This window comes from Pseudomonas sp. FJ2-5-13 (assembly GCF_029201605.1).
Lineage (GTDB): Bacteria > Pseudomonadota > Gammaproteobacteria > Pseudomonadales > Pseudomonadaceae > Aquipseudomonas > Aquipseudomonas lactis.
Map to the genome: position 1 here is coordinate 3,986,739 of NZ_CP104045.1, position 20,549 is coordinate 4,007,287.

Below are 20,549 nucleotides of genomic sequence, written 5' to 3' on the forward strand. Positions count from 1 at the left end.
TATACGAAGGGGGAAGCCATGGGCTTCCCCCTTTTTATTGGCGAACACACTAGACTGAACACCGACTGCCCCCTTGCTGTGAGAGCTTTATGAGAAACGACGACCTGGACCTGCGCGCCGACCGCGACGAACTGCACGACTACGCCCCACGCGCACCGCAAGCCAAGCGCCAGAAGAGCCTGGTGCTGCAAGTGGCGCTGGGAGTATTCCTCGGTGGGTTGGCGTTATGGCTGGTACAACTGGGCGCGACGGCAATCATGGCCAAACTGGCCATGGGCACCCTGCAATTTGGCGGCTGATGCAAGGCACCTGTGGGAGCTGGCTTGCCTGCGATAGCGGCGGTTCAGTTAAAAATTCATTGACTGACACACCGCTATCGCAGGCAAGCCAGCTCCCACATTTGATCTACGGTGCTGGCAGAGTGCGTTCTTCCAGCAGCTTTACGAAACTGTTCAAGCTCTGCGACACGGTGCCCCGGCGCCAGATCAGCCAGGTATTGAGCAGGCGGAAGCTGTCCGTCAACGGCCACACGCTTACCGCCGCACACCCCGGCATACTCTCCAGCATGCTGCGTGGCATCAGCGCCAGCCCTGCCCCGGCGCTGACACACGCCAACATGCCGTGGTACGACTCGATCTCGAAGATCCTGCCCGGCACCGCGCCATCCTGTGAGAACCAGCGTTCGAAGTGATGCCGGTACGAGCAGTTGGAGCGGAACGTATAGATGTTCTCGCCATTCACTTCCTGGCCACGGGTGATCGGCGCGTGATGCAGTGGTGCAATCACCACCATCTCCTCCTCGAACACCGCCACACCCTCTAGCGTGGAATGCAGCACCGGCCCGTCGACAAAGGCCGCCGTCAGCCGGCCCGACAGCACGCCTTCGATCATGGTGCCCGAGGGGCCGGTGCTCAGGTCCAGCTCGACCTTGGTGTATTGCTGGTTATACGCCGCCAGTAACGCCGGGATGCGCACTGCCGCCGTGCTCTCCAGCGAGCCCAAGGCAAAGGCGCCCTGAGGCTCCTCCCCCGCCACCGTGGCGCGGGCTTCCTGTACCAGATCGAGAATGCGCCGCGTGTAGCCGAGGAAATTCCACCCCGCCGGAGACAAACGCAAGCGACTCTTCTCTCGGATGAATAACTCCACGCCCAAATCCTGCTCCAGTTGCTTGATACGCGTGGTGAGGTTCGATGGCACGCGATGAATCAACTGCGCGGCGGCGCTGATGCTGCCTTGCTCGGCAACGGCCTTGAAGATTTCCAGTTGCACCAGGTCCAAGTCATTCTCCATTCATGAACGTATCGCTTAATATTATTCAGTTTCAAGAAAACATACAGCCCCGTACGCTGGCCTCATTCCATTCATTCAGCCGGACGGTGCCATGAACAATGCTATCTCTCACCAGACCCACGCCCTGTCGATCAACCCCGCCAATGGCGAAACCGTCGGCAGCTACGCCTATGAAAGCGCAGAACAGCTGAACGCGGCCCTCTCCCGCTCGACCGATGCCTTCCGCACCTGGCGTCGCACGCCGGTAAGCCAGCGCGCAGAATATCTGCTGGCCCTGGCCGCTGCCCTGCGTGAACAGGCTGAAGACATGGCGCAAATGATCACCCTGGAAATGGGCAAACCCATCGCCCAGGCCCGCGCCGAAATCGAAAAGTGCGCGCAACTGAGCGAATGGTACGCCGCCCACGGCCCGGCTATGCTTGCACCAGAACCCACCCTGGTGGACAACGGCAGCGCGCAGATCGAATACCGCCCACTGGGCCCGATCCTCGCGGTAATGCCGTGGAATTTCCCGGTGTGGCAAGTGCTGCGCGGCGCCGTGCCGACCCTGCTTGCCGGCAACACCTACGTACTCAAGCATGCGCCCAATGTGATGGGCAGCGCGTATCTGATCCAGCAGGCGCTGCGTAAAGCCGGTTTCGCTGAAGGCGTATTCGAAGTGATCAACGTGACCCAGGACGGTGTATCTACGGCCATCGCCGACCCGCGCATCGCCGCTGTGACCCTCACCGGCAGCGTGCGCGCTGGCATCGCCATCGGCTCACAAGCCGGGGCCGCGTTGAAGAAATGCGTGCTGGAACTGGGTGGCTCCGACCCGTTTATCGTACTCAACGACGCCGACCTCGACGCCGCAGTGCAAGCCGCCGTGATCGGCCGTTTCCAGAACAGCGGCCAGGTCTGCGCCGCCGCCAAGCGCTTGATCATCGAAGCGGGCGTGGTTGAAGCCTTCACCGCCAAGTTCCTTGAAGCCAGCCGCGCCCTGGTGATGGGCGAGCCCACCTCAACCGCCACCTATATCGGCCCCATGGCGCGCTTTGATCTGCGTGACGAACTGCACGGCCAGGTCCAGGCGACCCTGGAAGAAGGCGCCACGCTGCTGCTGGGTGGCCATAAAGTCGCGGGCGCGGGCAATTACTACGAACCGACCGTCCTGGCTGACGTCACCGATCACATGACGTCGTTCAAACAGGAACTGTTCGGCCCAGTAGCCTCGATCATCACCGCCCGCGACGCCGAGCACGCCGTGGCGCTGGCCAATGACAGCGAGTTTGGCCTGACCGCGAGTATCTTCACCGGCGACGCGGCAAAGGCGCGGGGTATCGCCGATCAGTTGGAAACCGGTGGGGTCTTCGTCAATTCGTTCAGCGTGTCAGACCCGCGGGTGGCGTTTGGCGGCGTGAAGAAGAGCGGTTTTGGTCGTGAGCTGTCGCACTTCGGCGTGCGCGAGTTTTGCAATGCGCAGACGGTGTGGCTGGATCGTAAGTAGCTTGCCAAGAGCCACAAACCAGCCTTGGCGCGCTTCAACAATTTATGTGCCGCCGCACGCACTGCACCAACCCGTCCAGTGCCGGGGGATTCACCGGCGCGAGCACACAAACCGTGTGCTCACGCTTGCCCTCCGCCACTGTCAGGGTGTAATGCACCCGGCCTGGGTTGCCAGGCTCGGGATCGGTACTTTGTGGCAACTTGAAAAAATCGGCAGCTTCGATCAGTTGCCGCAACTCCAGCTGGTCGGGTTCGGGCAGCGAGTCCAGTTCCACCGTACGCGGCTTGGCCAGCCCCGGAAAATACGCCGCACCGCCGCTTTCCTTGATTGAAATTCGCATGGCTGTTCCTCGCCGCCCAGGCGGCTTCGTCAAACGTTTATACCCACCGCTTTCCAGCCTGCCTTGACCGCCTTCTGTTCATCCTTGTTCACGCCATAAAGCTGGCCGGCAATGTCGTGGGTGATGCGCGCAAAACGCAAAAACCCGGAGTTGGGTCGCAGCCGCGAATCGCGCAGTGCGTCGTACCATATACGCCCGGCACGCTCCCAGGCGAACCCGCCTATATTGATCGCCACCTGATAGAACGCATGGTTGGGAATGCCGGAATTGATATGCACGCCCCCATTGTCCTCGTAAGTTTGCACAAAATCATCCATGTGCCCCGGCTGCGGGTCTTTGCCCAGCAGCTTGTCATCAAAGGCGGTGCCAGGTGCTTTCATCGAGCGCAGGGCGGTGCCTTTGATCTTTTTGGTAAACAGCCCCTTGCCGATCAACCAATCGGCGTCCTCGGCCTTTTGCTTTAACGCGTATTGCTTGATCAACGAGCCGAACACGTCCGACAACGACTCGTTCAGCGCGCCGGACTGGTTGAAGTACATGAGCTTGGCCTCATCCTCGGTCACACCGTGCGCCAACTCATGGCCGATGACATCGAGCGCCACGGTGAAGCGGTTGAACAACTGCTGGTCGCCATCGCCGAACACCATCTGGGTCGAATTCCAGAACGCATTGTTGTAGTCCTGACCGAAGTGCACGGTCGCGTCCAGGGCCATGCCCGCATCGTCGATGGAGTTGCGGTCGAAGACCTGGTCGAAAAAATCGAAGGTCGCGCCCAGGCCGTCATAGGCTTCGTCTACTGCGGCATCGCCACTGGCGGGCTGCCCTTCGCCGCGAATCAGCTTGCCGGGCAGGCTGTCGGTGTTGTTGGCGCTGTAGATCGAGCGCTGTTTTTCGCTGCCCACCGCCAATGCCATCCGCGCTGGGCTTTTGGCGGGTTCGGCGACCATGCGCAACGAGCGGAACGTGCTGTCCTTGGCACGCGTGCGCAACGCGACCTCCCGTTGGGCTTTGTCGCCGTGGCGAGCGATCTGATCGAGCATGTACGGCGGAATCAGGCAGAAAATCGGATTGCGCGGTTGGCGAACACACATGAGCTGGCTCCTTTTTGGCGTGTGATGAACGTCCGGGTAACGATTTTCAGGATAGCCCTGGGATCGCCACCCGGGCCAAATTGTCATGAGTTTGTGTTTCAGTGGTGTTTATCCGAGGCCCATAAGGAACATGCCCATGCCCGCCCGCACAGTCAAAATCGACCTGAAGCACCGCCCCAGGCTTGCCGACCTGCGACCGTTGATCGCGGCCACCCCCACTCTGCTGGAAGCCAGAGCCGCGACGCCGCGTGTCACAGCGGCCAAGGACCTCAAAAACCGCGTTGGCTACGCCGACGACTTCCTCAGCGACTTCGTGGTGCCCTGGCCCACGGTTGGCGAGCCACTGGCGGGCGACGTGCAACCCAAGCGCCTGGACTACACGCATTTCTCCATCACCATGTCGCGCTCTCGACGACTGGCGCTGTACGTGGGGGTAAATATCGACGGCGCCAAGCATGTGGACATCGTGCGCAGCAACGACACCTGGGCCTACGATGGCCGCCTGCCCACCGACGCCCAGGTCGGTGAAGACCTGTACGCCGGCAACGGCCTGGACCGCGGCCACCTGGTGCGCCGCCAAGACCCCAACTGGGGCGACGACGCGACCACGGCCAACCTCGACACCTTCCACTTCACCAACTGCTCGCCACAAATGAGCGGCTTCAACCAGAAGACCTGGCTGGAACTCGAGGACTATATCCTCGACAACACTCAGCGCTGGAAAGCACGGGCCACGGTGTTCAGCGGCCCGGTGTTCAGCGACAACGACCGCGTGTATCGCGGGGTAAAAATCCCCCAGGCATTCTGGAAAGTGGTGGCCTACCTCAGCGACGACGGCAAACCGTCTGCCAGTGCCTATATGATCGACCAGCGCCGCGAGCTGGACCAATTGGACCTGGTGTTCGGCCAGCTCAGAACCTACCAACGCAGTGTGATTGCGATCGAGCAATTGACCGGCATTCGCTTCGGCCAACTGGCTGACTACGACGGCTTCAGCAACGAAGAGCGCGCCACCGGCACGCGCATCGAAGCCCTGATCCGCGGCCCCCAAGACATTCGACTCTAACCAGTGCCCCCTGTAGGAGCGAGCTTGCTCGCGAAGACCGTCAACGATAACGCAGGGACGCCTGATGCCCTGCGGTGTTCTCAAGTTCTTCGCGAGCAAGCTCGCTCCTACAGGGCGTGATCGCTTACCATACCGGCGCCGGTTCCCACGTGGGACTAATAGGGAATTCGAAACGCCGCCCAGGCGTCAATCGAAACTGCCCCCGCAACTGTAGGTGCTGAGCCTGCCCCTGAATGCCACTGGACCTCGTCCGGGAAGGCGGGGGCGTGGCGATGACGCATCAGTCAGGAGACCTGCCGGCCCAGCAACATCACTAACCGGCGGGGTGTCCGGGAAGGACATCCTGGCCCTGCACACCTGTAGCGTCCCAGGGCGTATTTCCGAGCCGTAACTCCCCAGCTGCACCCCTGGCTCACTCGGAGATCGCCCCATGCTGCCACGTGTTACCGCCCTGCTCGCAGGCTTGAGCGCCTGCGCCCTGGCCCACGCCGCGCCAAGCCACTACCCGCTGACCGTGGAAAACTGCGGCAGCAGCCTGACCTTCCAACAAGCCCCCGCTCGCAGCGTGAGCATCGGCCAGGCCGCCACCGAGATGCTTTATGCCTTGGGCGTGGGCGATAAAGTGGTAGGCACCTCGCTGTGGTTCAACAACGTGTTGCCACAGTACAAAGCCCAGAACGACCGCATCGAGCGCCTGGCCAACAACGAGCCAAGCTTTGAAGCGGTGATCGCCAAGCGCCCGCAACTGGTGGCGGCCGAACTGGAATGGGTGGTGGGCCCGCAAGGCGTGGTCGGCACCCGTGAGCAATTTCATGAGTTGAAGATCCCCACCTATGTGCTGCCGTCCGATTGCGAGGCCAAGGACAACCTGGTCGGCGCCGACGGCACGCGGTTGCAGCCGTTTCGCATCGAGACGATTTACCAGAGCATCCAGCAGCTTGCGCAGATCTTCGACGTGCAGGCGCGCGGCCAACAGTTGAACGATCAGCTCAAGGCGCGCCTGGCCGCATCCATCGCCACCGCCCAGGGCAAAGGCTTGAAGCAAGCCAGCGCACTGGTGTGGTTCTCCAGCGCCGAGATGGCCAGCGACCCTTATGTGGCCGGCCATAAAGGCGTGCCGCAATTCATGCTGCACACCCTGGGCCTGCACAACGTGGTGCAGTCCGATGAAGAATGGCCCGCCGTCGGCTGGGAAACCATCGCCAAGGCCAACCCCACTTTCCTGGTGATCGCACGCATGGACCGTCGCCGCTACCCCGCCGACGACCACGAAAAGAAACTCGCCTTCCTGCGCAGCGACCCCGTCACCCGCAACATGGACGCGGTGAAACACAACCGCATCATCATCCTCGACGCCCTGGCACTGCAGGCCAGCCTGCGCACGTTCGACGGCCTTGAACAACTCGCTACCGCCATCGACGGCTACGACCTGGGCCAATGATGCGCACCCTCCTTGCCCTCGCCCTGCTGTTGCTCGCCCTGCTCGCTGGCGTGGCCATCGGCGAAACCGCCATCGAACCGCAGGTGGTGTTGCAGGTGCTGGCCAATAAGCTCTGGGCCGCGGGCTATGCGCTGGATCCGATCGATGAGGGCGTGGTGTGGAACTACCGCCTGACCCGCACCCTGGTGGCCGCAGCCTGCGGTGCCGGGCTGGCGACCTGCGGGGTGATCTTGCAATCGTTGCTGCGCAACCCGCTGGCAGACCCGTACCTGTTGGGCATCAGCGCCGGCGCCTCCACCGGGGCCGTGCTGGTCGTGCTGATCGGAGTGGGCGGCGGGCTGGTGTCGTTGTCGGCAGGGGCGTTTGTCGGCGCCATGGCCGCGTTTGCGCTGGTGATTCTGCTCGCCCGCGCCAGCGGATCGTCCAGCGGCACCGGGCAGATCATCCTCGCGGGCATCGCCGGCTCGCAATTGTTCAATGCCCTGACCGCGTTCCTCATCACCAAGTCGGCCAGCTCCGAACAAGCCCGCGGCATTATGTTCTGGCTGCTGGGCAACCTCAGCGGCGTGCGCTGGCCGTCGGTGTGGCTGGCGGTGCCGGTGGCGGCCCTGGGGCTGGCAGTGTGCCTGTGGCATCGTCGCGCACTGGATGCGTTCACCTTTGGCAGCGACTCGGCGGCCTCCCTGGGCATTGCGGTGCGCCGCGTGCAATTTGTGCTGGTGGCCTGTGCGGCGTTGGTCACGGCGGTGATGGTGTCCATCGTCGGCTCCATTGGTTTTGTCGGGCTGGTGATTCCCCACGCTGCACGCCTGTTGCTCGGCACCGGGCATTCACGGTTACTGCCGGCCAGTGCCTTGGGCGGCGCGCTGTTTCTGATCGCCGCCGATGTGCTGTCACGCACCCTGATCAAGGGCCAAGTGATTCCCGTTGGGGTGGTCACGGCACTGGTGGGCGCGCCGGTGTTTGCGTTGATTTTGATTGGCCGGAGGAACGCCCGATGAGCGTGCTCAGTTGCAGCGGCCTGGGTTTCAAGGTGCGTGAGGCCCAGTTACTGCACGGTATCGACCTGGACGTGCAGGCGGGCGAAACTCTGGGCATCGTCGGGCCGAACGGCTCGGGCAAGTCCACCCTGCTCAAATTACTCGCCGGTTTGCGCCCGCCGGCCAGCGGTGAAGTGCGCCTGGGCGGCACGCGTCTGGAAGCGTTATCACGCCGCGCCATCGCGCAACAATTGGCGGTGGTGGAACAACAGGCCGATACCGACGACGCCATCCGTGTGTTCGACGCCGTAGCCCTGGGCCGCACGCCCTGGCTATCGGCGCTGAGCCCGTGGTCGCGTGAAGACGACGCCATCGTGCACCAGGCCCTGCATGACGTAGACGCCACCCACCTGAGCCAACGCGCCTGGCGCAGCCTCTCCGGTGGCGAACGCCAACGCGTACACATCGCCCGCGCCCTGGCGCAACGCCCGCAGATTTTGTTGCTGGACGAGCCGACCAATCACTTGGATATCCAACATCAACTGGCGATTTTAAAAGGCGTGCAAGGCTTGCCAGTGACCACTTTGATTGCGCTGCACGACCTGAACCAGGCACTGACCTGTGATCGCCTGGCCGTGCTGGATCGCGGACGACTGGTGGCGCTGGGTACGCCATTGGAAGTGCTGACGCCACAGCGTTTGCAAGAGACATTCGGGGTGCAAGGGCATTACCTGACGGACCCGTTCGACGGCGCACACATCCTGCGCCTGCGCTCCAACTGAACCTGTAGGAGCGAGCTTGCTCGCGAAAAACCCACAGGCGACGCGTTCATCCAGGAAACACGCGTTATCGTTGACGTTTTTCGCGAGCAAGCTCGCTCCTACAGAAGCCGGTGCATATGGGTTGTGTGCCAGACCGGGTCTGCCTCGACATCCACCACCTCGAACCCCTGACGCCGCCAGAAATCAATCGCACCCGGCAGAAACGGATGGGTGTGCAGGTAAACCACTGCCACACCCGCCTCCCGCGCCAGCGCCTCCAACGAGCGGTATAACTGGCCCGCCAGGCCCAAGCGACGGAACGCCGGGCGCACGTACAGGCGCACCACTTCCACTGTCTTGCAGCCCTGATAGTCCAACTGGGGAAAACGACCGTCATAAGGCCGATAGCCCACCACAGCCACGATTTGGCCGTCGGCGCGGGCAATCAAAAACTGCCCCCCACCCTTAACGTAAACGGCTTCGAACTGCGCCAGATCATGGGGTATTCCGGTTGCGCTGAGCGTTGGAAACAGCTCATCGCGAGCCTGCAAAGCGAAGCTCAGCACCTCGGGAATATCAGCGGCTTTGGCCGCTTGAATGCTAACGGCCATTGCCAAGGATTCGATCTGTTATCCACTGGCGGCTGTACGCCAACACTCTGTCGGCCATCGCCACCGGAAAATGAATAAAGCCATGGGCCGCCTCCGGCAGCAGATGCGCCTCAACGCCTGCCCATCGCTCGGCGATCAGCAGGGTGTCATCCTTGAGCGGGTCCAACTCGCCCACAAACATCAGCGCAGGTGGCAACCCCTCAAAGTCTCCATACAAGGGCGACAACGGCGGCTGCTGGCGCGCTTCGTCGCTGAGCCCCGGCGTCAGCAGGCGCAGCGCGTCGACCATGCCCGGCCCGTCCAACAACAAGGTGTCCGGCCCGGCCGTGCGCACGCTCGGTGTGCCGGTCAGGTCGTAAACGCCGTAGTACAGCACGGCCCCGCTCACCCGTTGCAGCAACTCGGGCCATGGCTTGAGCGCCAACAAGGTGGCCGCCGCCAAGTGCCCGCCGGCCGACTCACCGACAAAAATCACCGGCAGGCCGGCAAACTCCGGGCAGTCGGCCAAGAGCCAACGCGCCGCCACCAGGCAATCATCCAGCAGCCCTTCAATCGGTGTATCGACCGCCAGCCGGTAATCCACCGACACCACCGCGACGTCGCAGGCATTCACCATGCCCAGGTTCAAGTCGTCATCCATTTGCGCATTGCCGATCACCCAGCCACCGCCGTGGATATCCAACACCACGCCTCTGGGCTTACCGCTGGGGCGCAGGATACGCACGGGCACCCTGCCTACCTTTTTCAGCTCCACCACAGGCGCCTTCTTGAACGTCTGGCTGGCGCGCAGCAGTGCCTGGATCAGGCGCGGCGTGACGCGGTTGCGGATCTTGAAGCGCGGCGTCCACGCCAGTTTCTGATTGAAGCGGCGCATCTGCGCCAGTTCGGGCTCGCTGGCGGGCCAATGCTGGTAGGCCATCAGCGGTTGTTACGCAGGATCGAGAAGTTCAACGCCGCGGCCACGCACAGCCACACCAGATACGGGAACAGGATCAGCCCGGTAATCAGGTCCAGGCGCACGGCCAGCAGCACCATCGCCGCCACGGTCAGCCACAGCAGCACGATAATCACCATACCGGCGAGCAACCGATGGGCACCGAAGAACACCGGCGTCCACAGCGTGTTCAACGCGATCTGCGCCGCCCACAGGGCCAACACCATTTCGCTGCCGGGGATCAGGGTCAAGCGGTAACCGGCCCAGGCCAGCAGCAGGTAGATAATCGTCCAGGCCACTGGGAACAACCAATTGGGCGGGGTGAAGCTGGGCTTGACCAGGGACTCGTACCAGGCGCCGGGTTTGAAGATCACCCCGGTACTGGCGGCAGCGGCGCAGGCAAGCAAGAAGATGAAGAAAGTCATGGTCGGTCCTTGAGGTCGAGTGGGTGGAAAACAACGCTCTGCTTTCAGTGACTCAAATCAGCGCGCATAAATTCAATGTGGGGCGCAAAAATGACATGCGGATGGCCTCTTCTACGCGTCATAAAAAATGGTTAAGGTTCTGAAACCTATCGATCTGCGCTGGATTGAACAGCTCGCCCCGAGGCAACCCTTGCCCCCTATCGCCGATCACCGTAGCAGCCCCTGGTCAGTATTTCTGATCTTCCTGCGCCTGGGCCTCACCTCCTTTGGCGGCCCGATCGCGCACCTGGGTTATTTTCGCGAAGCGTTCGTCATTCGGCGCCAGTGGCTGAGCGAGCGCAGCTACGCCGAACTGGTTGCCCTGTGCCAATTCCTACCCGGCCCGGCCAGCAGCCAGGTCGGCATCGCGCTGGGCCTGTCACGGGCGGGCTACAGCGGCGCCGTGGCGGCCTGGGCCGGGTTCACCTTGCCGTCGGCCATCGCTCTGATTCTGTTTGCCGTGGGGCTGGCCCACTACGGCGGCGCCCTGCCCAACGGCGCGCTGCATGGCCTCAAAGTTGTCGCCGTAGCCGTGGTGGCCCAAGCCGTGTGGGGCATGGCGCGCAACCTGTGCCGAGGCGTGTTACGGGTAGCGTTGATGTTGATCGCCGCGTGCGTGGTGCTGCTGCAACCCTCCGCCTGGGCTCAAGTCGGGGTCATGGTGGTCGCAGGCGTGGCTGGCCTGCTGTTGTTCAAGCCCGAGAACAGCAACGAGCCCGACGCCCTGCCCATCGCCATCAGCCGCCGCGCCGGAGCCCTGTGGTTGATGCTGTTTTTGTTGTTGCTGGTGGGTTTGCCACTCCTCGCCACATGGGCGCTCAACCCCACGCTGGCGCTGGTGGACGCCTTCTACCGCACCGGTGCGCTGGTATTCGGCGGCGGCCACGTGGTGTTGCCGCTACTGCAAGCCGAAGTGGTGCCCAGCCAATGGGTCAGCAACGATGTATTCCTCGCCGGATACGGCGCCACCCAGGCCGTGCCCGGCCCGCTGTTCACCTTCGCCGCCTTCCTCGGTGCCTCCATGACCCACGCCCCGAGCGGTTGGCTTGGCGGGGTGATCGCGCTGCTGGCGATCTTCGCCCCGTCGTTTCTGCTGATCTTCGGCGCCTTGCCCTTCTGGGCCAGCCTGCGCAAAAGCCCGCGTACCCAGGCGGCGCTGGCCGGTGTCAATGCGGCGGTGGTCGGCCTGCTGTTGGCAGCGCTGTATCGACCGGTCTGGACCAGCGCGATCTTCAACGGCTACGACCTCGCCCTGGCGTTGCTGGCACTGATGGCGTTGATGGTGTGGAAACTGCCGCCATGGTTGGTAGTGATAAGTTGCGGCCTACTCGGCACGGCACTTCCGTAGGAGCGAGCTTGCTCGCGAAAAACTCACAGGCGCCGCGTTTAAGCTGAAGGCACGCGTTATCGTTGACGTTTTTCGCGAGCACGCTCGCTCCTACAGCATTGGGGCTACAATCTTGAGCCATAGCCAACGCGCCTGATAACTCCTGGCCTTGTGCAAAAACAGCTCCGGCTCCGGATGCAAAGGGTTGATACGCAACAGCCCCTGCTCCACATCCTCCAAGCCATAAGGCGCATACAGCTCGCCCGAGGCAATATCCAGCGCAATGCACGTACCCGCCACCAGGTAACGGTCAACCCCCTGCCGAGCCGAATGCAACTGCGGGTAAGGCCGGCCAAACCGCTGCCCATACCAAAGGTGTACCCGCGCCTGATTCCTGACCTCCACATTCACGCCCAGGTCTTGGAATAGCACCTGCGCCGCACGAATTACCACGTCCTCCGCCTCGTAAGACAGGTCCTCGTCAAAGTAAAAAACGTCGTAGTCCTTCACGCCCTGATCAGCCGGCAGATTCGCCTGATGGTTCCACACCGCCTGGAACAAACAGCCCGCCGTGAGCATGCACTGCTGCACACCAAGCTCCGGCAGCCGCGCCGTGAGTTGCGCATTGATCGGATTGGCCATCGCCAATTCAAGCAGGGTGTCGACACTCAATGTCATGTTCAATCCTCCATCGTCAGCGCCAACCATAACACCGGAATATGGCACTCCTGTAGGAGCGAGCTTGCTCGCGAAAATCCCAAACGATCACGCAGCGCCTGAAGGCAAAATCCGATTCCCCCGCCGCGCCTTGCGCCATTGCCTACACGTGCATCTGCCGCCGGGCGCCGATACTGCTTACCCCTACCTTTAGTCGGATATTGCTGAGGGTTTTAGCGCAACGGCTAGCCTTCAGCCTAGCGTAAGGGATAACGCTGAACTATCGGTCCATGAAGGGCCAGTACGCCTCGTCGTCCCGACGCTTTATCTGCTGAGGAGACGATAATGAAAATAACCTTGAAACGGTTGGCGTGCCTGGGTGCAAGCTTCACCAGCTTGCTCGCCATGGCCGATGCGGCCAGCCCGCCGCCGCTGTCACCTGCGATTCCCTTCGACGTCACCGCCAATGCCCCCTTCACCCTGGACAACCTGCAACACGATTTCGACGTGCTGTCGTGGCAGACCTTCGTCGCGCTGAACTGGCCCGCCAACGCCGACGGCAGCGCCAATACCTCGGCGCAGATCGGCGCGCCGGGGCAGACGGTGTGGGAGTCGTGGAAGGAAAGCTACGAGATTTTCCTGCCCCAAGGCCAGATGCCTGTCGCCTGGAACCAGAAGTCGCCGCTACCCCCGGCCTGCCAAGGCAAGGGTGACCTGCCCGTGCTGCAGCAGATGGGTAAGGTTGCTGGTGTGCTCGACGAGACCATCCAGCCGTTCAAGACCGGCCCACTGGTGGACCAGAACGGCACTTACACGCGCAACGCGATCATGGTCAACCAGCCGATGTTCGACAACATCGTCAACAATGGTCTGTATAGCAAGGAGGGCCAACAGGCTTTCTTCACCAAGGCCGACAACCGCATCGCCTTCTCCTGCGGCGTGAAGGAGGACAAGCAGGTCGGCGCGATCATGGTCAAGTCGGCCTGGAAGGTACTCGGCGGCAACGACAACCCACAGGAATTCCATGCCATCGATGCCCTGGTCTATACCCCCGGCAACGCCGACACAAACAAGGGCGCGGTGATCCCCGAATCGTGCAACGCGCAGAAGGTCGGGCTGGTCGGCCTGCACATCGTGCACAAGACCAAAGATGCGCCGCAGTGGGTGTGGTCAAGCTTCGAGCACGTGCGCAACGTGCCGGAAAAAACCACACCCATGAACGAGCGCAAGGGCCCCTACCTGTTCTACAACGCCCAGGCCAGCGACCGCCCGGTGAACGAGCCGCCCGCGCAGCCGTGGGACCCGTCGAAGAAAGCCACGCCCTCGCAGATCGTGCGGGAAATTCCGCTCACCGCCGCAACCCACCAGCTCAACGCGCAGTGGCAAGGCGCGCTCAAGGGCACGGTGTGGGCCAACTACCAGTTGATCAGCACCCAATGGCCAACCGCCCCCGCCGATGACTGCCAGGTGCCGTCGCCAACCAACCCGCTGGGCACGCCTGCGCCGAACTTCCTGGCCAACGCCACGCTGGAAACCTACAACCAGGGCACTACGCCGCAGGCCTCATCCAGTTGCATGGAGTGCCACAACAACGCAACCACTCGGGTGACCCAGTCCCCGCGCACCAGCTTCGCCGATTTCACCTTTCTGCTTGAACGTGCCCAATCCACCGGTGCCAAGGAGTGATGCCATGAGCGACTCAAACCTGCAAAACTTCATCGACCTGTCTGCCGAGCTCACTGGCCTGTCAGCCAAGCTGCTGGCGCCTGCTGTCGACCCGATCAACCTGCCTCCGGTGTTCTTCGACACCGCCCAGCAAGGCATGGGCACTGAAGCGTTCAGCAAACTGCTGAACCTGTACGTCCCTATCAAAGACCAAACCCATGAGCAGATCGCCAGCGCCCTACTCGGCAGTTCGGACCCGCAGATCGCCAAAGGCGCCCGCTCGATCATGAAGCTGTGGCTGCTTGGCAGCTGGTACCAGCCTTATGACCAAGGCGCCGCCCACACGGGTGACATCCGCGTGGTCTCCGACCAGGCTTACAAGGAAAGCTGGGCGTGGAAAATCGCCCAATCCCACCCCATGGGCTACAGCGAGTACCACTTCGGCTACTGGGCCGAGCAGCCACCGACCCTCAAGCAGTTCACCGGTGTCGACGCCAAGGAAGGGCAGCAGCCATGAGTACTCTACACACCCAGAGCATCGAAACCGCCGATGTAATCGTCGTGGGCGCCGGCATGGCTGGCAGCGTCATGGCCTACCAGCTGGGCCTGGCCGGCTTGAAAGTGCTGGTGCTCGAGTCGGGCCCGGCGATACCGCCTAACCGCAGCGAGTACCTGGAGCGTTTCTACACCGCCGTGCTCAAGGCGCCCGAGTCGCCCTACCCACCGGAGCAGAGCGAACAGACCCCGGCCAAACAGTTCGCCCCGCGAGCGACTATCCAGGACTTGATCACCGCCGGCAGCCACGACAAGGACAAGGTGCATAAGAGCTACCTGGTACAGAACGGGCCGCGACTGTTCGCCAGCACCTACGAGCGGGTGGGCGGCGGTACCATGTGGCACTGGATGGGCACGGCTCTGCGCCTGTTACCCAACGACTTTCGTATGCAGAGCAAGTACAAGGTCGGGGTCGACTGGCCGATCAGCTACGACGACCTGCAGACCGCCTACTGCCGCGCCGAGGAAGAGATGGGCGTCTCTGCCGATGTGACGTCGCAGACTTACCTGGGCGTGACCTTCCCCCAGGGCTACCAATACAGCATGCACGGCATTCCTCCATCGTTGGTCGACCAGGGCGTGGGCGAGGCCATCAATGACAAGCAGTACCAGGGCTTCACCCTCAACGTGCGGCAAACGCCAGCCGGTCGTAACTCACAGAACGACAACGGCCGCCGGGTATGCGCCGGCAACACCAGTTGCACGCCGATCTGCCCAATCCAGGCCAAATACGACGCCACCGTGACCATGGCCAAGGCCCTGGATACCGGTAATGTGCGGATCCTCTACCAGTGCGTGGCGAGCAAGGTGCAGGTGGATGCCAACGGGGTCACGGGGATCGATTTCATCCAGTACCAGAACAACGGCACGCAACAGCACGGCACGGCTCAGGGCAAGCGCTACGTGATCGCCGCCCACGCGATCGAAACACCCAAGCTGCTGCTCAACTCCATCGGCCCGCACAGCCCAAAAGGGGTCGCCAACAGCAGCGGCCAGGTCGGCAAGTCGTTGGCCGACCACCCTGTGTACCTGGCCTGGGGCCTGATGCCCGAAGGCAAGCCGTTGTTTCCGTTCCGTGGGCCACTGTCCACCTCAGGGATCGAAGACATGCGCGACGGTGCGTTCCGAAGCACGCGTGCCGCCTGGCGTATCGAGATCGGCAACGAGGGTTGGAACTGGTCGGCGAATGATCCGTACACCACGGTCTGCGATTTTATCGACGGCGACAACAATGGCGGCACCAACAATGGCGGCGCCGACCACAAGAGCGAGGCATTGTCCGGCGTGGCGCTGGTGCAGAAGCTCAACAGCGTGCTGACCCGCCAGTTCCGTCTGGCCTTCTTGATCGAGCAGGTGGAGAAAGAGCCCGACGAAGCGCTGTGCCGGGTGGAGAGTAGCAAGCATTTCACCGACGGCTTGGGCCTGCCTCGGCCAGAGATCGCCTACGAACTGTCCGACTACACCAAGGAGGGCTTCAAGCAGGCGCGCCTGGCCGCCACGCATATCATCACCAAACTGATGGGTGCCACCGAGCTGACCAACCTGAACCCCACACTCGACCCCACGCTCGTCGCGCAAACGGTGTTCAACTACGACCACCAGAACTACGCCTTCTACGGCGCTGGCCACCTGATGGGCACCTACCGCATGGGCTCGGACCGCAACAAGTCGGTGGTGGACAAAGACCAGCGCAGCTGGGACCACCCCAACCTGTTCCTGGTCGGCGACGGCGTGTTCCCCTCCACCGGCACCGCCAACCCGACCTTGACCATCACCGCGCTGACCTTCCAGGCCGCCGACGTGGTCGCCAGCGACCTGCTCAAGCGTACCGTGCAGGTGCAGGCCAGAGACCCCTGGCAAGGCACCGGCGTGCAGGTCAACGGACAGAGCTGGCAACTGGCGGTGTGCACCGGAGGGCAGTGGACGGCCAACCCGGGCACCGGGATGGTCGGCGCGGCAGGCCACCCAGGCCTGACCGCCAAGCCCGGCTATACCTTGCCCGGTCAAGCGGAAGGCGCGTTGATCGGGCGTATCGGCCCCAGCGGCGCGCCTTTCCTGGTGGGCAACCAGGCGCAATTGCCGCGTGGCCAGCAGGGGGAGTTGCAGTTGTGCATCAATGATGACCTGGCCGGGCGTTACGGGGCTGGCCTGAGCGATAACCAGGGCAGCCTGTCGGTGGAGGTGCGTTTCGGGGCGGTGTAGGCGCTGGCATAGCAACCCCACAATGCCGCGGTATTGTGGGGTTGTTTTCTGTCGGCAAGTTGGCTTTTGATGAAGTTGGACGCGTGGTTACCGTGCGGTTGCCGGCAACTCCTGGCACCACTTGATAGAACGCAGCGCTTCCTCGGCAGGCACAAGCGCGTAGCGCGAGTAAAACATTGTCCCGCTGAAACGACGGCCGTCGACTTCACCCAAGGTCTGCCCATCCTTGTAGTCAGAGGTGCTGAGTTGGTCGGCGATGTAATACACCTTGCCATTCTCGACGGTGATATCGAAACGCTGGTTAACCATACCGCTGATGATCGGTGGCGACGTGGAGGCGACGCTGTGTTTGCCGGCGGGAATGCCGGCCTTGAAAAAACTACCGGAAGGCAAGCTGCCGACAGTACGGCCATCGACCTGAATAGTCGGGGCGACCCCGCCACCGATGCTCGCCGCCGTGCGATAAAAGTAAACCGTGGCCTCATCCGCACGCGGTTCAGCCGGTGACGTGAAGAACGGTTGGCCTTTGAGGTCCGGACCGCTGATGCAACCGGTCAGTGAGACCAGGCCTGCGAACAGGCTGGCCCAGAGTAGCGTAGAGCGCTTCATGCATGGATTCCTTGAACGTGGATCAATGGGCGTCGGGTTTGATGACTGTCCCCGGTACCGGCTTCAAATCGTGCACAACCCTTTACCGAAGTCAGTGGCATCAGAACTCGGCCAAGGCGCAAAACCGCTCTTCGGCGTCAGATTTACGATGTTCCGGTCCTTGAGCATCGGGTACTTGCGCTTGAGCGCCTGCACCGTGTCCTCGGCATTGTTCACGTTGGACAGGCAAAAGCGCAGGGCATCGACGCGCAGATCACCGATATAGAGAGTTTCCCCGGCCTTCACCGAGAAAACCGCAGGCACCGGGCGCGGCATCGACTTGCCCGCGTAATACACGTAATGCCACTGCGTGTACTCATACTCACCCGGCGGCACTTCATACATGAAGTAATGGCCCAGCACAGAGGGGGATGGCTGATCATCTTCATTGCCCAGAGTCGTCAGCCGTAATACGGTGCCGGGGGCTCCCTGTTGCTTGATCTCAACCACCAGCCCATGGGGCTGCATCATCGGAAAGCTCTCACCAACCGAACCCACGATGATCGCCTTACTTGGGTCCGGTGCGTGCTTGCCGTCGTAGCGTGACGTCGCGCACCCGGACAAAAGGGTCGCGCAAAGTGCGACTGCGCCCCAGACAAGATGTTTACTGCTGACTTTCCCTAGCATTGGTTTTTTCCGATCAATAATCTTGCAGTTTGTAGAGCCCACCCGAACGAACCAAAAGTTCGCACATCTGGTGCTTCGTTGCTGGCTCGTCGGCCTCTATTGTCCAGCTACCCGCACCCTGATAACAACCCACTCCTGTAGGAGCGAGCTTGCTCGCGAAAAACTCAAACGATCACGCAGCGCCTGAAGGCAAAATCCGATTTCCCTGCCGCACCTTGCTCCATTGCCTACGCCTGCGTCAGAATCCGCCGGCTTGTGCGCTAGGGTAGCCGTCTCTAAGGTGGCTCGGTCGCTGAATTGTTCAGTGATCGGGTTTAGTAGCCTGAGGGTTTATCCAAACAACGTGCACAAGCTTCACCGATCAGGCATTGCGTCTGTGTTTGATGGTGGCTGTGCGCAGGGCACCTTCGGGTGCGCCGGCTTTGTTTGGATTCCCCGGTCTACTAACCTGCGCACAGCCGCCACCCTTATGTTTAGTAGCTAAAGGATGATGGCCCTAAACAGGAATTCAAACATGCTCAAATCAGATTCAAGTGCCCTCTTCAACGTTGCTCCCAACGCCAGCAACGAAACCCTCATCACCAACAGCTACGAAACCTTCACCAACGTCAGCACCCTGCTGCTCGACCTGTCCGAAGACCTCAACGGCAAACACCGCGACATCGCCCTCGCCATCCACCAACTGAGCGAACTGGGCGTACTCCTCACCGCCAGACTCCTAGACCGTGAAGTGCCCTGCCCTGGCTGATGATTAGCCCTTCAACTTGCTAGCCCGATAACCGCCGCGTCGTCGTGAGCCACCTACAGCGACTCGGCGGTTTGGTTTGATGGGTAGGTCGACTGGCTAGAGCGGGACGGTTACGCTGACGTTTTTCGCATGACGGGAAAAGCGAATGACAACGGTGTACCAGGGAAGCTGCTTATGCGCAGCCGTCACTTACGAGCTATCCGCCACGCCCAAATCAGTGAGCCACTGCCATTGCAGCCAGTGCCGCAAAAGTCACGGGGCCGCATTCGCTTCTTACGGCAGTGTTCCCCGCGACGCACTACGGGTACTTTCCGGCGCCAACAGCATCAGAACCTATGCATCCTCAGAGGCAGTGTTGCGCGAATTTTGCACGCACTGCGGCTCGGCATTGTTCTGGTCGCGGTCTCAAGGGGAATTCGCCGACTGGGTGTCGATAGCCCTGGGCACGCTCGATACGCCCTTCATAGCTGAAAAGCAAAAACACGTTCATGTCGACTCCGCAGTCCACTGGTGCAGCTACCCGCCTCAGAAACCGCCAAGCCGCATGATATGAGTCGCCCGGGCATCATCTGTTCGCTTGAAGCCACAGCGCTCATAAAAGGCGCTTCCTTCAGCCGTATCCGTGAAAAGACGCACGACCTGAAACCTGAGAGCGGCACGTTCAACAAGCGCCTTTACCAGCGCCTGCCCGACGTGTTGCCCCCTTGCCGAAGCTGCGACGTACACCCGTCGCAGTCTGGCCACATTATTGTCAGCATAGGGATCAACTGAAAGACCGCCGATGCCTATCAGTTGCTGATTCAAATAAACCGCCATCAGACACTCGCAGGGTGCATCAAAGCGGTTTGCTCCAGAGTGCCATTCGTTAATCAGACGCGTGAGGAACCTGAAACCCTCGCCAACGGCTTCCTTTTCCAGCGCTAGTATCTGGCGCGGAAGGTGTGTGATCCGTTGAACCTCATATCGTTTCATCCATCCCTGCCTCCAATATGAAACGCGTTCAATGCTAACAATTTCGTTTGAGGTGATGAACACTCCTGTAGGAGCGAGCTTGCTCGCGAAAACCCCAAACGATAACGCAGCGCCTGAAGGCAAAATCCGATTCCCCTGCCGCACCTTGCTCCATTGCCTACGTCTGCGTCAGAATCCGCCGGCTTGTGCGCTGAGGTGGCCGTCTCTAAGGTGGCTCGGTCGCTGAATTGTTCAGTGATCGGGTTTAGTAGCCCACCTTAGACCTAACAAGTGCACACGCTTCATCCATCAGACGCTCCCGTCTGTGCTTGATGGTGGCTGTGCGTAGGGCGTCCTCGGACGCGCCGGTTTTGTTAGGTTCCACCGGTCTACTAACCTGCGTACAGCTACCGCCCTTATTGTTTAGTAGCGATGGGGAAGTGGCCCAAGCAAGGAACTTAACCATGGTTAACGATTCAACCACCCTCTTCACCGTCGCCCCCAACGCCAGCAACGAAACCCTCATCACCAACAGCTACGAAACATTCACCAGCGTCAGCACCCTGCTGCTCGACCTGTCCGAAGACCTCAACGGCAAACACCGCGACATCGCCCTCGCCATCCACCAACTGAGCGAACTGGGCGTACTCCTCACCGCCAGACTCCTGGACCGTGAAGTGCCCTGCCCTAGTTGATGGTTAACCC

23 protein-coding genes and 1 riboswitch are annotated in these 20,549 nt (G+C 61.6%); of the genes, 13 read left to right on the top strand and 10 right to left on the bottom strand.

The window, feature by feature from the left end:
• Positions 1-89: 89 nt before the first annotated feature.
• A complete protein-coding gene (locus N2A98_RS17550; protein WP_005789784.1) occupies positions 90-299 on the top strand; it encodes a hypothetical protein in 210 nt (69 codons plus the stop codon).
• Positions 300-405: 106 nt separating this feature from the next.
• Here the strand turns inward: N2A98_RS17550 and N2A98_RS17555 are convergent, their stop codons facing one another.
• Entirely contained in the window at positions 406-1,278 is an 873-nt protein-coding gene (locus N2A98_RS17555; protein WP_275623621.1) for a LysR family transcriptional regulator, read from the bottom strand.
• Between the two features lie 103 nt (positions 1,279-1,381).
• Here N2A98_RS17555 and N2A98_RS17560 point away from each other — a divergent pair, with 103 nt between their 5' ends.
• Positions 1,382-2,776 carry an aldehyde dehydrogenase family protein gene (locus N2A98_RS17560; protein WP_047711413.1) on the top strand — a complete coding sequence of 465 codons (1,395 nt, stop codon included), beginning with the start codon at positions 1,382-1,384 and terminating at the stop codon, positions 2,774-2,776.
• 34 nt (positions 2,777-2,810) lie between these two features.
• Here N2A98_RS17560 and N2A98_RS17565 read toward each other — a convergent pair whose 3' ends face one another.
• Positions 2,811-3,116 carry a protealysin inhibitor emfourin gene (locus N2A98_RS17565; protein ID WP_078803485.1) on the bottom strand — a complete coding sequence of 102 codons (306 nt, stop codon included), beginning with the start codon at positions 3,114-3,116 and terminating at the stop codon, positions 2,811-2,813.
• A 29-nt stretch (positions 3,117-3,145) separates the two neighbouring features.
• Positions 3,146-4,207 carry a M4 family metallopeptidase gene (locus tag N2A98_RS17570; RefSeq protein WP_047711415.1) on the bottom strand — a complete coding sequence of 354 codons (1,062 nt, stop codon included), beginning with the start codon at positions 4,205-4,207 and terminating at the stop codon, positions 3,146-3,148.
• 136 nt (positions 4,208-4,343) lie between these two features.
• On the opposite strand from N2A98_RS17570, the gene N2A98_RS17575 reads away from it, so the two are divergent.
• The 4 genes from N2A98_RS17575 to N2A98_RS17590 all read left to right on the top strand — a co-directional run bounded on the left by N2A98_RS17575 (position 4,344) and on the right by N2A98_RS17590 (position 8,476).
• The gene (locus N2A98_RS17575; protein ID WP_078468007.1) at positions 4,344-5,273 is read left to right on the top strand and encodes a DNA/RNA non-specific endonuclease; all 930 of its coding nucleotides are present in this window, start codon (positions 4,344-4,346) and stop codon (positions 5,271-5,273) included.
• Between the two features lie 122 nt (positions 5,274-5,395).
• A riboswitch (cobalamin riboswitch) is annotated at positions 5,396-5,589 on the top strand.
• Between the two features lie 114 nt (positions 5,590-5,703).
• Positions 5,704-6,714, top strand: a complete 1,011-nt coding sequence (locus N2A98_RS17580; protein WP_078803486.1) for an ABC transporter substrate-binding protein — start codon at positions 5,704-5,706, stop codon at positions 6,712-6,714.
• The gene (locus N2A98_RS17585; RefSeq protein WP_044274732.1) at positions 6,711-7,715 is read left to right on the top strand and encodes an iron ABC transporter permease; all 1,005 of its coding nucleotides are present in this window, start codon (positions 6,711-6,713) and stop codon (positions 7,713-7,715) included. Before N2A98_RS17580 ends, N2A98_RS17585 begins: the two co-directional genes overlap by 4 nt.
• Complete coding sequence (locus tag N2A98_RS17590; RefSeq protein WP_275622415.1) at positions 7,712-8,476, top strand: ABC transporter ATP-binding protein; 765 nt, start codon at positions 7,712-7,714, stop codon at positions 8,474-8,476. The genes N2A98_RS17585 and N2A98_RS17590 overlap by 4 nt, the downstream gene beginning before the upstream one ends.
• Before the next feature lie 98 nt (positions 8,477-8,574).
• Here the strand turns inward: N2A98_RS17590 and N2A98_RS17595 are convergent, their stop codons facing one another.
• Genes N2A98_RS17595 through N2A98_RS17605 form a run of 3 tightly spaced genes read right to left on the bottom strand, consistent with a single transcriptional unit; the run spans position 8,575 to position 10,425 of the window.
• Positions 8,575-9,066, bottom strand: coding sequence for a GNAT family N-acetyltransferase (locus tag N2A98_RS17595; RefSeq protein ID WP_047711419.1), 492 nt, complete (start codon positions 9,064-9,066; stop codon positions 8,575-8,577).
• Entirely contained in the window at positions 9,056-9,985 is a 930-nt protein-coding gene (locus N2A98_RS17600; RefSeq protein ID WP_153474689.1) for an alpha/beta hydrolase fold domain-containing protein, read from the bottom strand. The genes N2A98_RS17595 and N2A98_RS17600 overlap by 11 nt, the downstream gene beginning before the upstream one ends.
• Complete coding sequence (locus N2A98_RS17605; protein WP_032896119.1) at positions 9,985-10,425, bottom strand: TspO/MBR family protein; 441 nt, start codon at positions 10,423-10,425, stop codon at positions 9,985-9,987. Before N2A98_RS17605 ends, N2A98_RS17600 begins: the two co-directional genes overlap by 1 nt.
• Before the next feature lie 190 nt (positions 10,426-10,615).
• On the opposite strand from N2A98_RS17605, the gene chrA reads away from it, so the two are divergent.
• Positions 10,616-11,812, top strand: a complete 1,197-nt coding sequence (chrA, locus tag N2A98_RS17610; protein ID WP_275622416.1) for a chromate efflux transporter — start codon at positions 10,616-10,618, stop codon at positions 11,810-11,812.
• Between the two features lie 90 nt (positions 11,813-11,902).
• On the opposite strand, the gene N2A98_RS17615 is transcribed toward chrA, so the two are convergent.
• Entirely contained in the window at positions 11,903-12,469 is a 567-nt protein-coding gene (locus tag N2A98_RS17615; protein WP_275622417.1) for a nucleotidyltransferase family protein, read from the bottom strand.
• 324 nt (positions 12,470-12,793) lie between these two features.
• Between N2A98_RS17615 and N2A98_RS17620 the strand changes: the two genes are divergently transcribed.
• The 3 genes from N2A98_RS17620 to N2A98_RS17630 are packed head-to-tail and all read left to right on the top strand — an operon-like array spanning position 12,794 to position 16,870.
• Positions 12,794-14,134 carry a cytochrome C gene (locus N2A98_RS17620; RefSeq protein ID WP_275622418.1) on the top strand — a complete coding sequence of 447 codons (1,341 nt, stop codon included), beginning with the start codon at positions 12,794-12,796 and terminating at the stop codon, positions 14,132-14,134.
• Between the two features lie 4 nt (positions 14,135-14,138).
• A complete protein-coding gene (locus N2A98_RS17625) occupies positions 14,139-14,630 on the top strand; it encodes a sorbitol dehydrogenase (protein WP_044274737.1) in 492 nt (163 codons plus the stop codon).
• Complete coding sequence (locus tag N2A98_RS17630; protein ID WP_275622419.1) at positions 14,627-16,870, top strand: GMC family oxidoreductase; 2,244 nt, start codon at positions 14,627-14,629, stop codon at positions 16,868-16,870. Before N2A98_RS17625 ends, N2A98_RS17630 begins: the two co-directional genes overlap by 4 nt.
• A gap of 87 nt (positions 16,871-16,957) precedes the next feature.
• Here N2A98_RS17630 and N2A98_RS17635 read toward each other — a convergent pair whose 3' ends face one another.
• Positions 16,958-17,479: a DUF2846 domain-containing protein gene (locus N2A98_RS17635; RefSeq protein WP_072433772.1), complete on the bottom strand. Its 522-nt coding sequence runs from the start codon at positions 17,477-17,479 to the stop codon at positions 16,958-16,960.
• Between the two features lie 63 nt (positions 17,480-17,542).
• The gene (locus tag N2A98_RS17640) at positions 17,543-18,145 is read right to left on the bottom strand and encodes a hypothetical protein (RefSeq protein ID WP_014719183.1); all 603 of its coding nucleotides are present in this window, start codon (positions 18,143-18,145) and stop codon (positions 17,543-17,545) included.
• 514 nt (positions 18,146-18,659) lie between these two features.
• On the opposite strand from N2A98_RS17640, the gene N2A98_RS17645 reads away from it, so the two are divergent.
• Together N2A98_RS17645 and N2A98_RS17650 are read left to right on the top strand one after the other, a co-directional pair.
• A complete protein-coding gene (locus N2A98_RS17645) occupies positions 18,660-18,893 on the top strand; it encodes a DUF6124 family protein (protein ID WP_275622420.1) in 234 nt (77 codons plus the stop codon).
• A 145-nt stretch (positions 18,894-19,038) separates the two neighbouring features.
• Positions 19,039-19,446, top strand: coding sequence for a GFA family protein (locus N2A98_RS17650; protein ID WP_078467997.1), 408 nt, complete (start codon positions 19,039-19,041; stop codon positions 19,444-19,446).
• Here N2A98_RS17650 and N2A98_RS17655 read toward each other — a convergent pair.
• Positions 19,419-19,865 (bottom strand): GNAT family N-acetyltransferase, encoded by a 447-nt coding sequence (locus tag N2A98_RS17655; protein WP_078467996.1) that lies wholly within the window; start codon positions 19,863-19,865, stop codon positions 19,419-19,421. The genes N2A98_RS17650 and N2A98_RS17655 overlap by 28 nt on opposite strands.
• Before the next feature lie 443 nt (positions 19,866-20,308).
• Between N2A98_RS17655 and N2A98_RS17660 the strand changes: the two genes are divergently transcribed.
• Positions 20,309-20,539 (top strand): DUF6124 family protein, encoded by a 231-nt coding sequence (locus tag N2A98_RS17660; RefSeq protein WP_044274746.1) that lies wholly within the window; start codon positions 20,309-20,311, stop codon positions 20,537-20,539.
• Positions 20,540-20,549 lie beyond the last annotated feature (10 nt).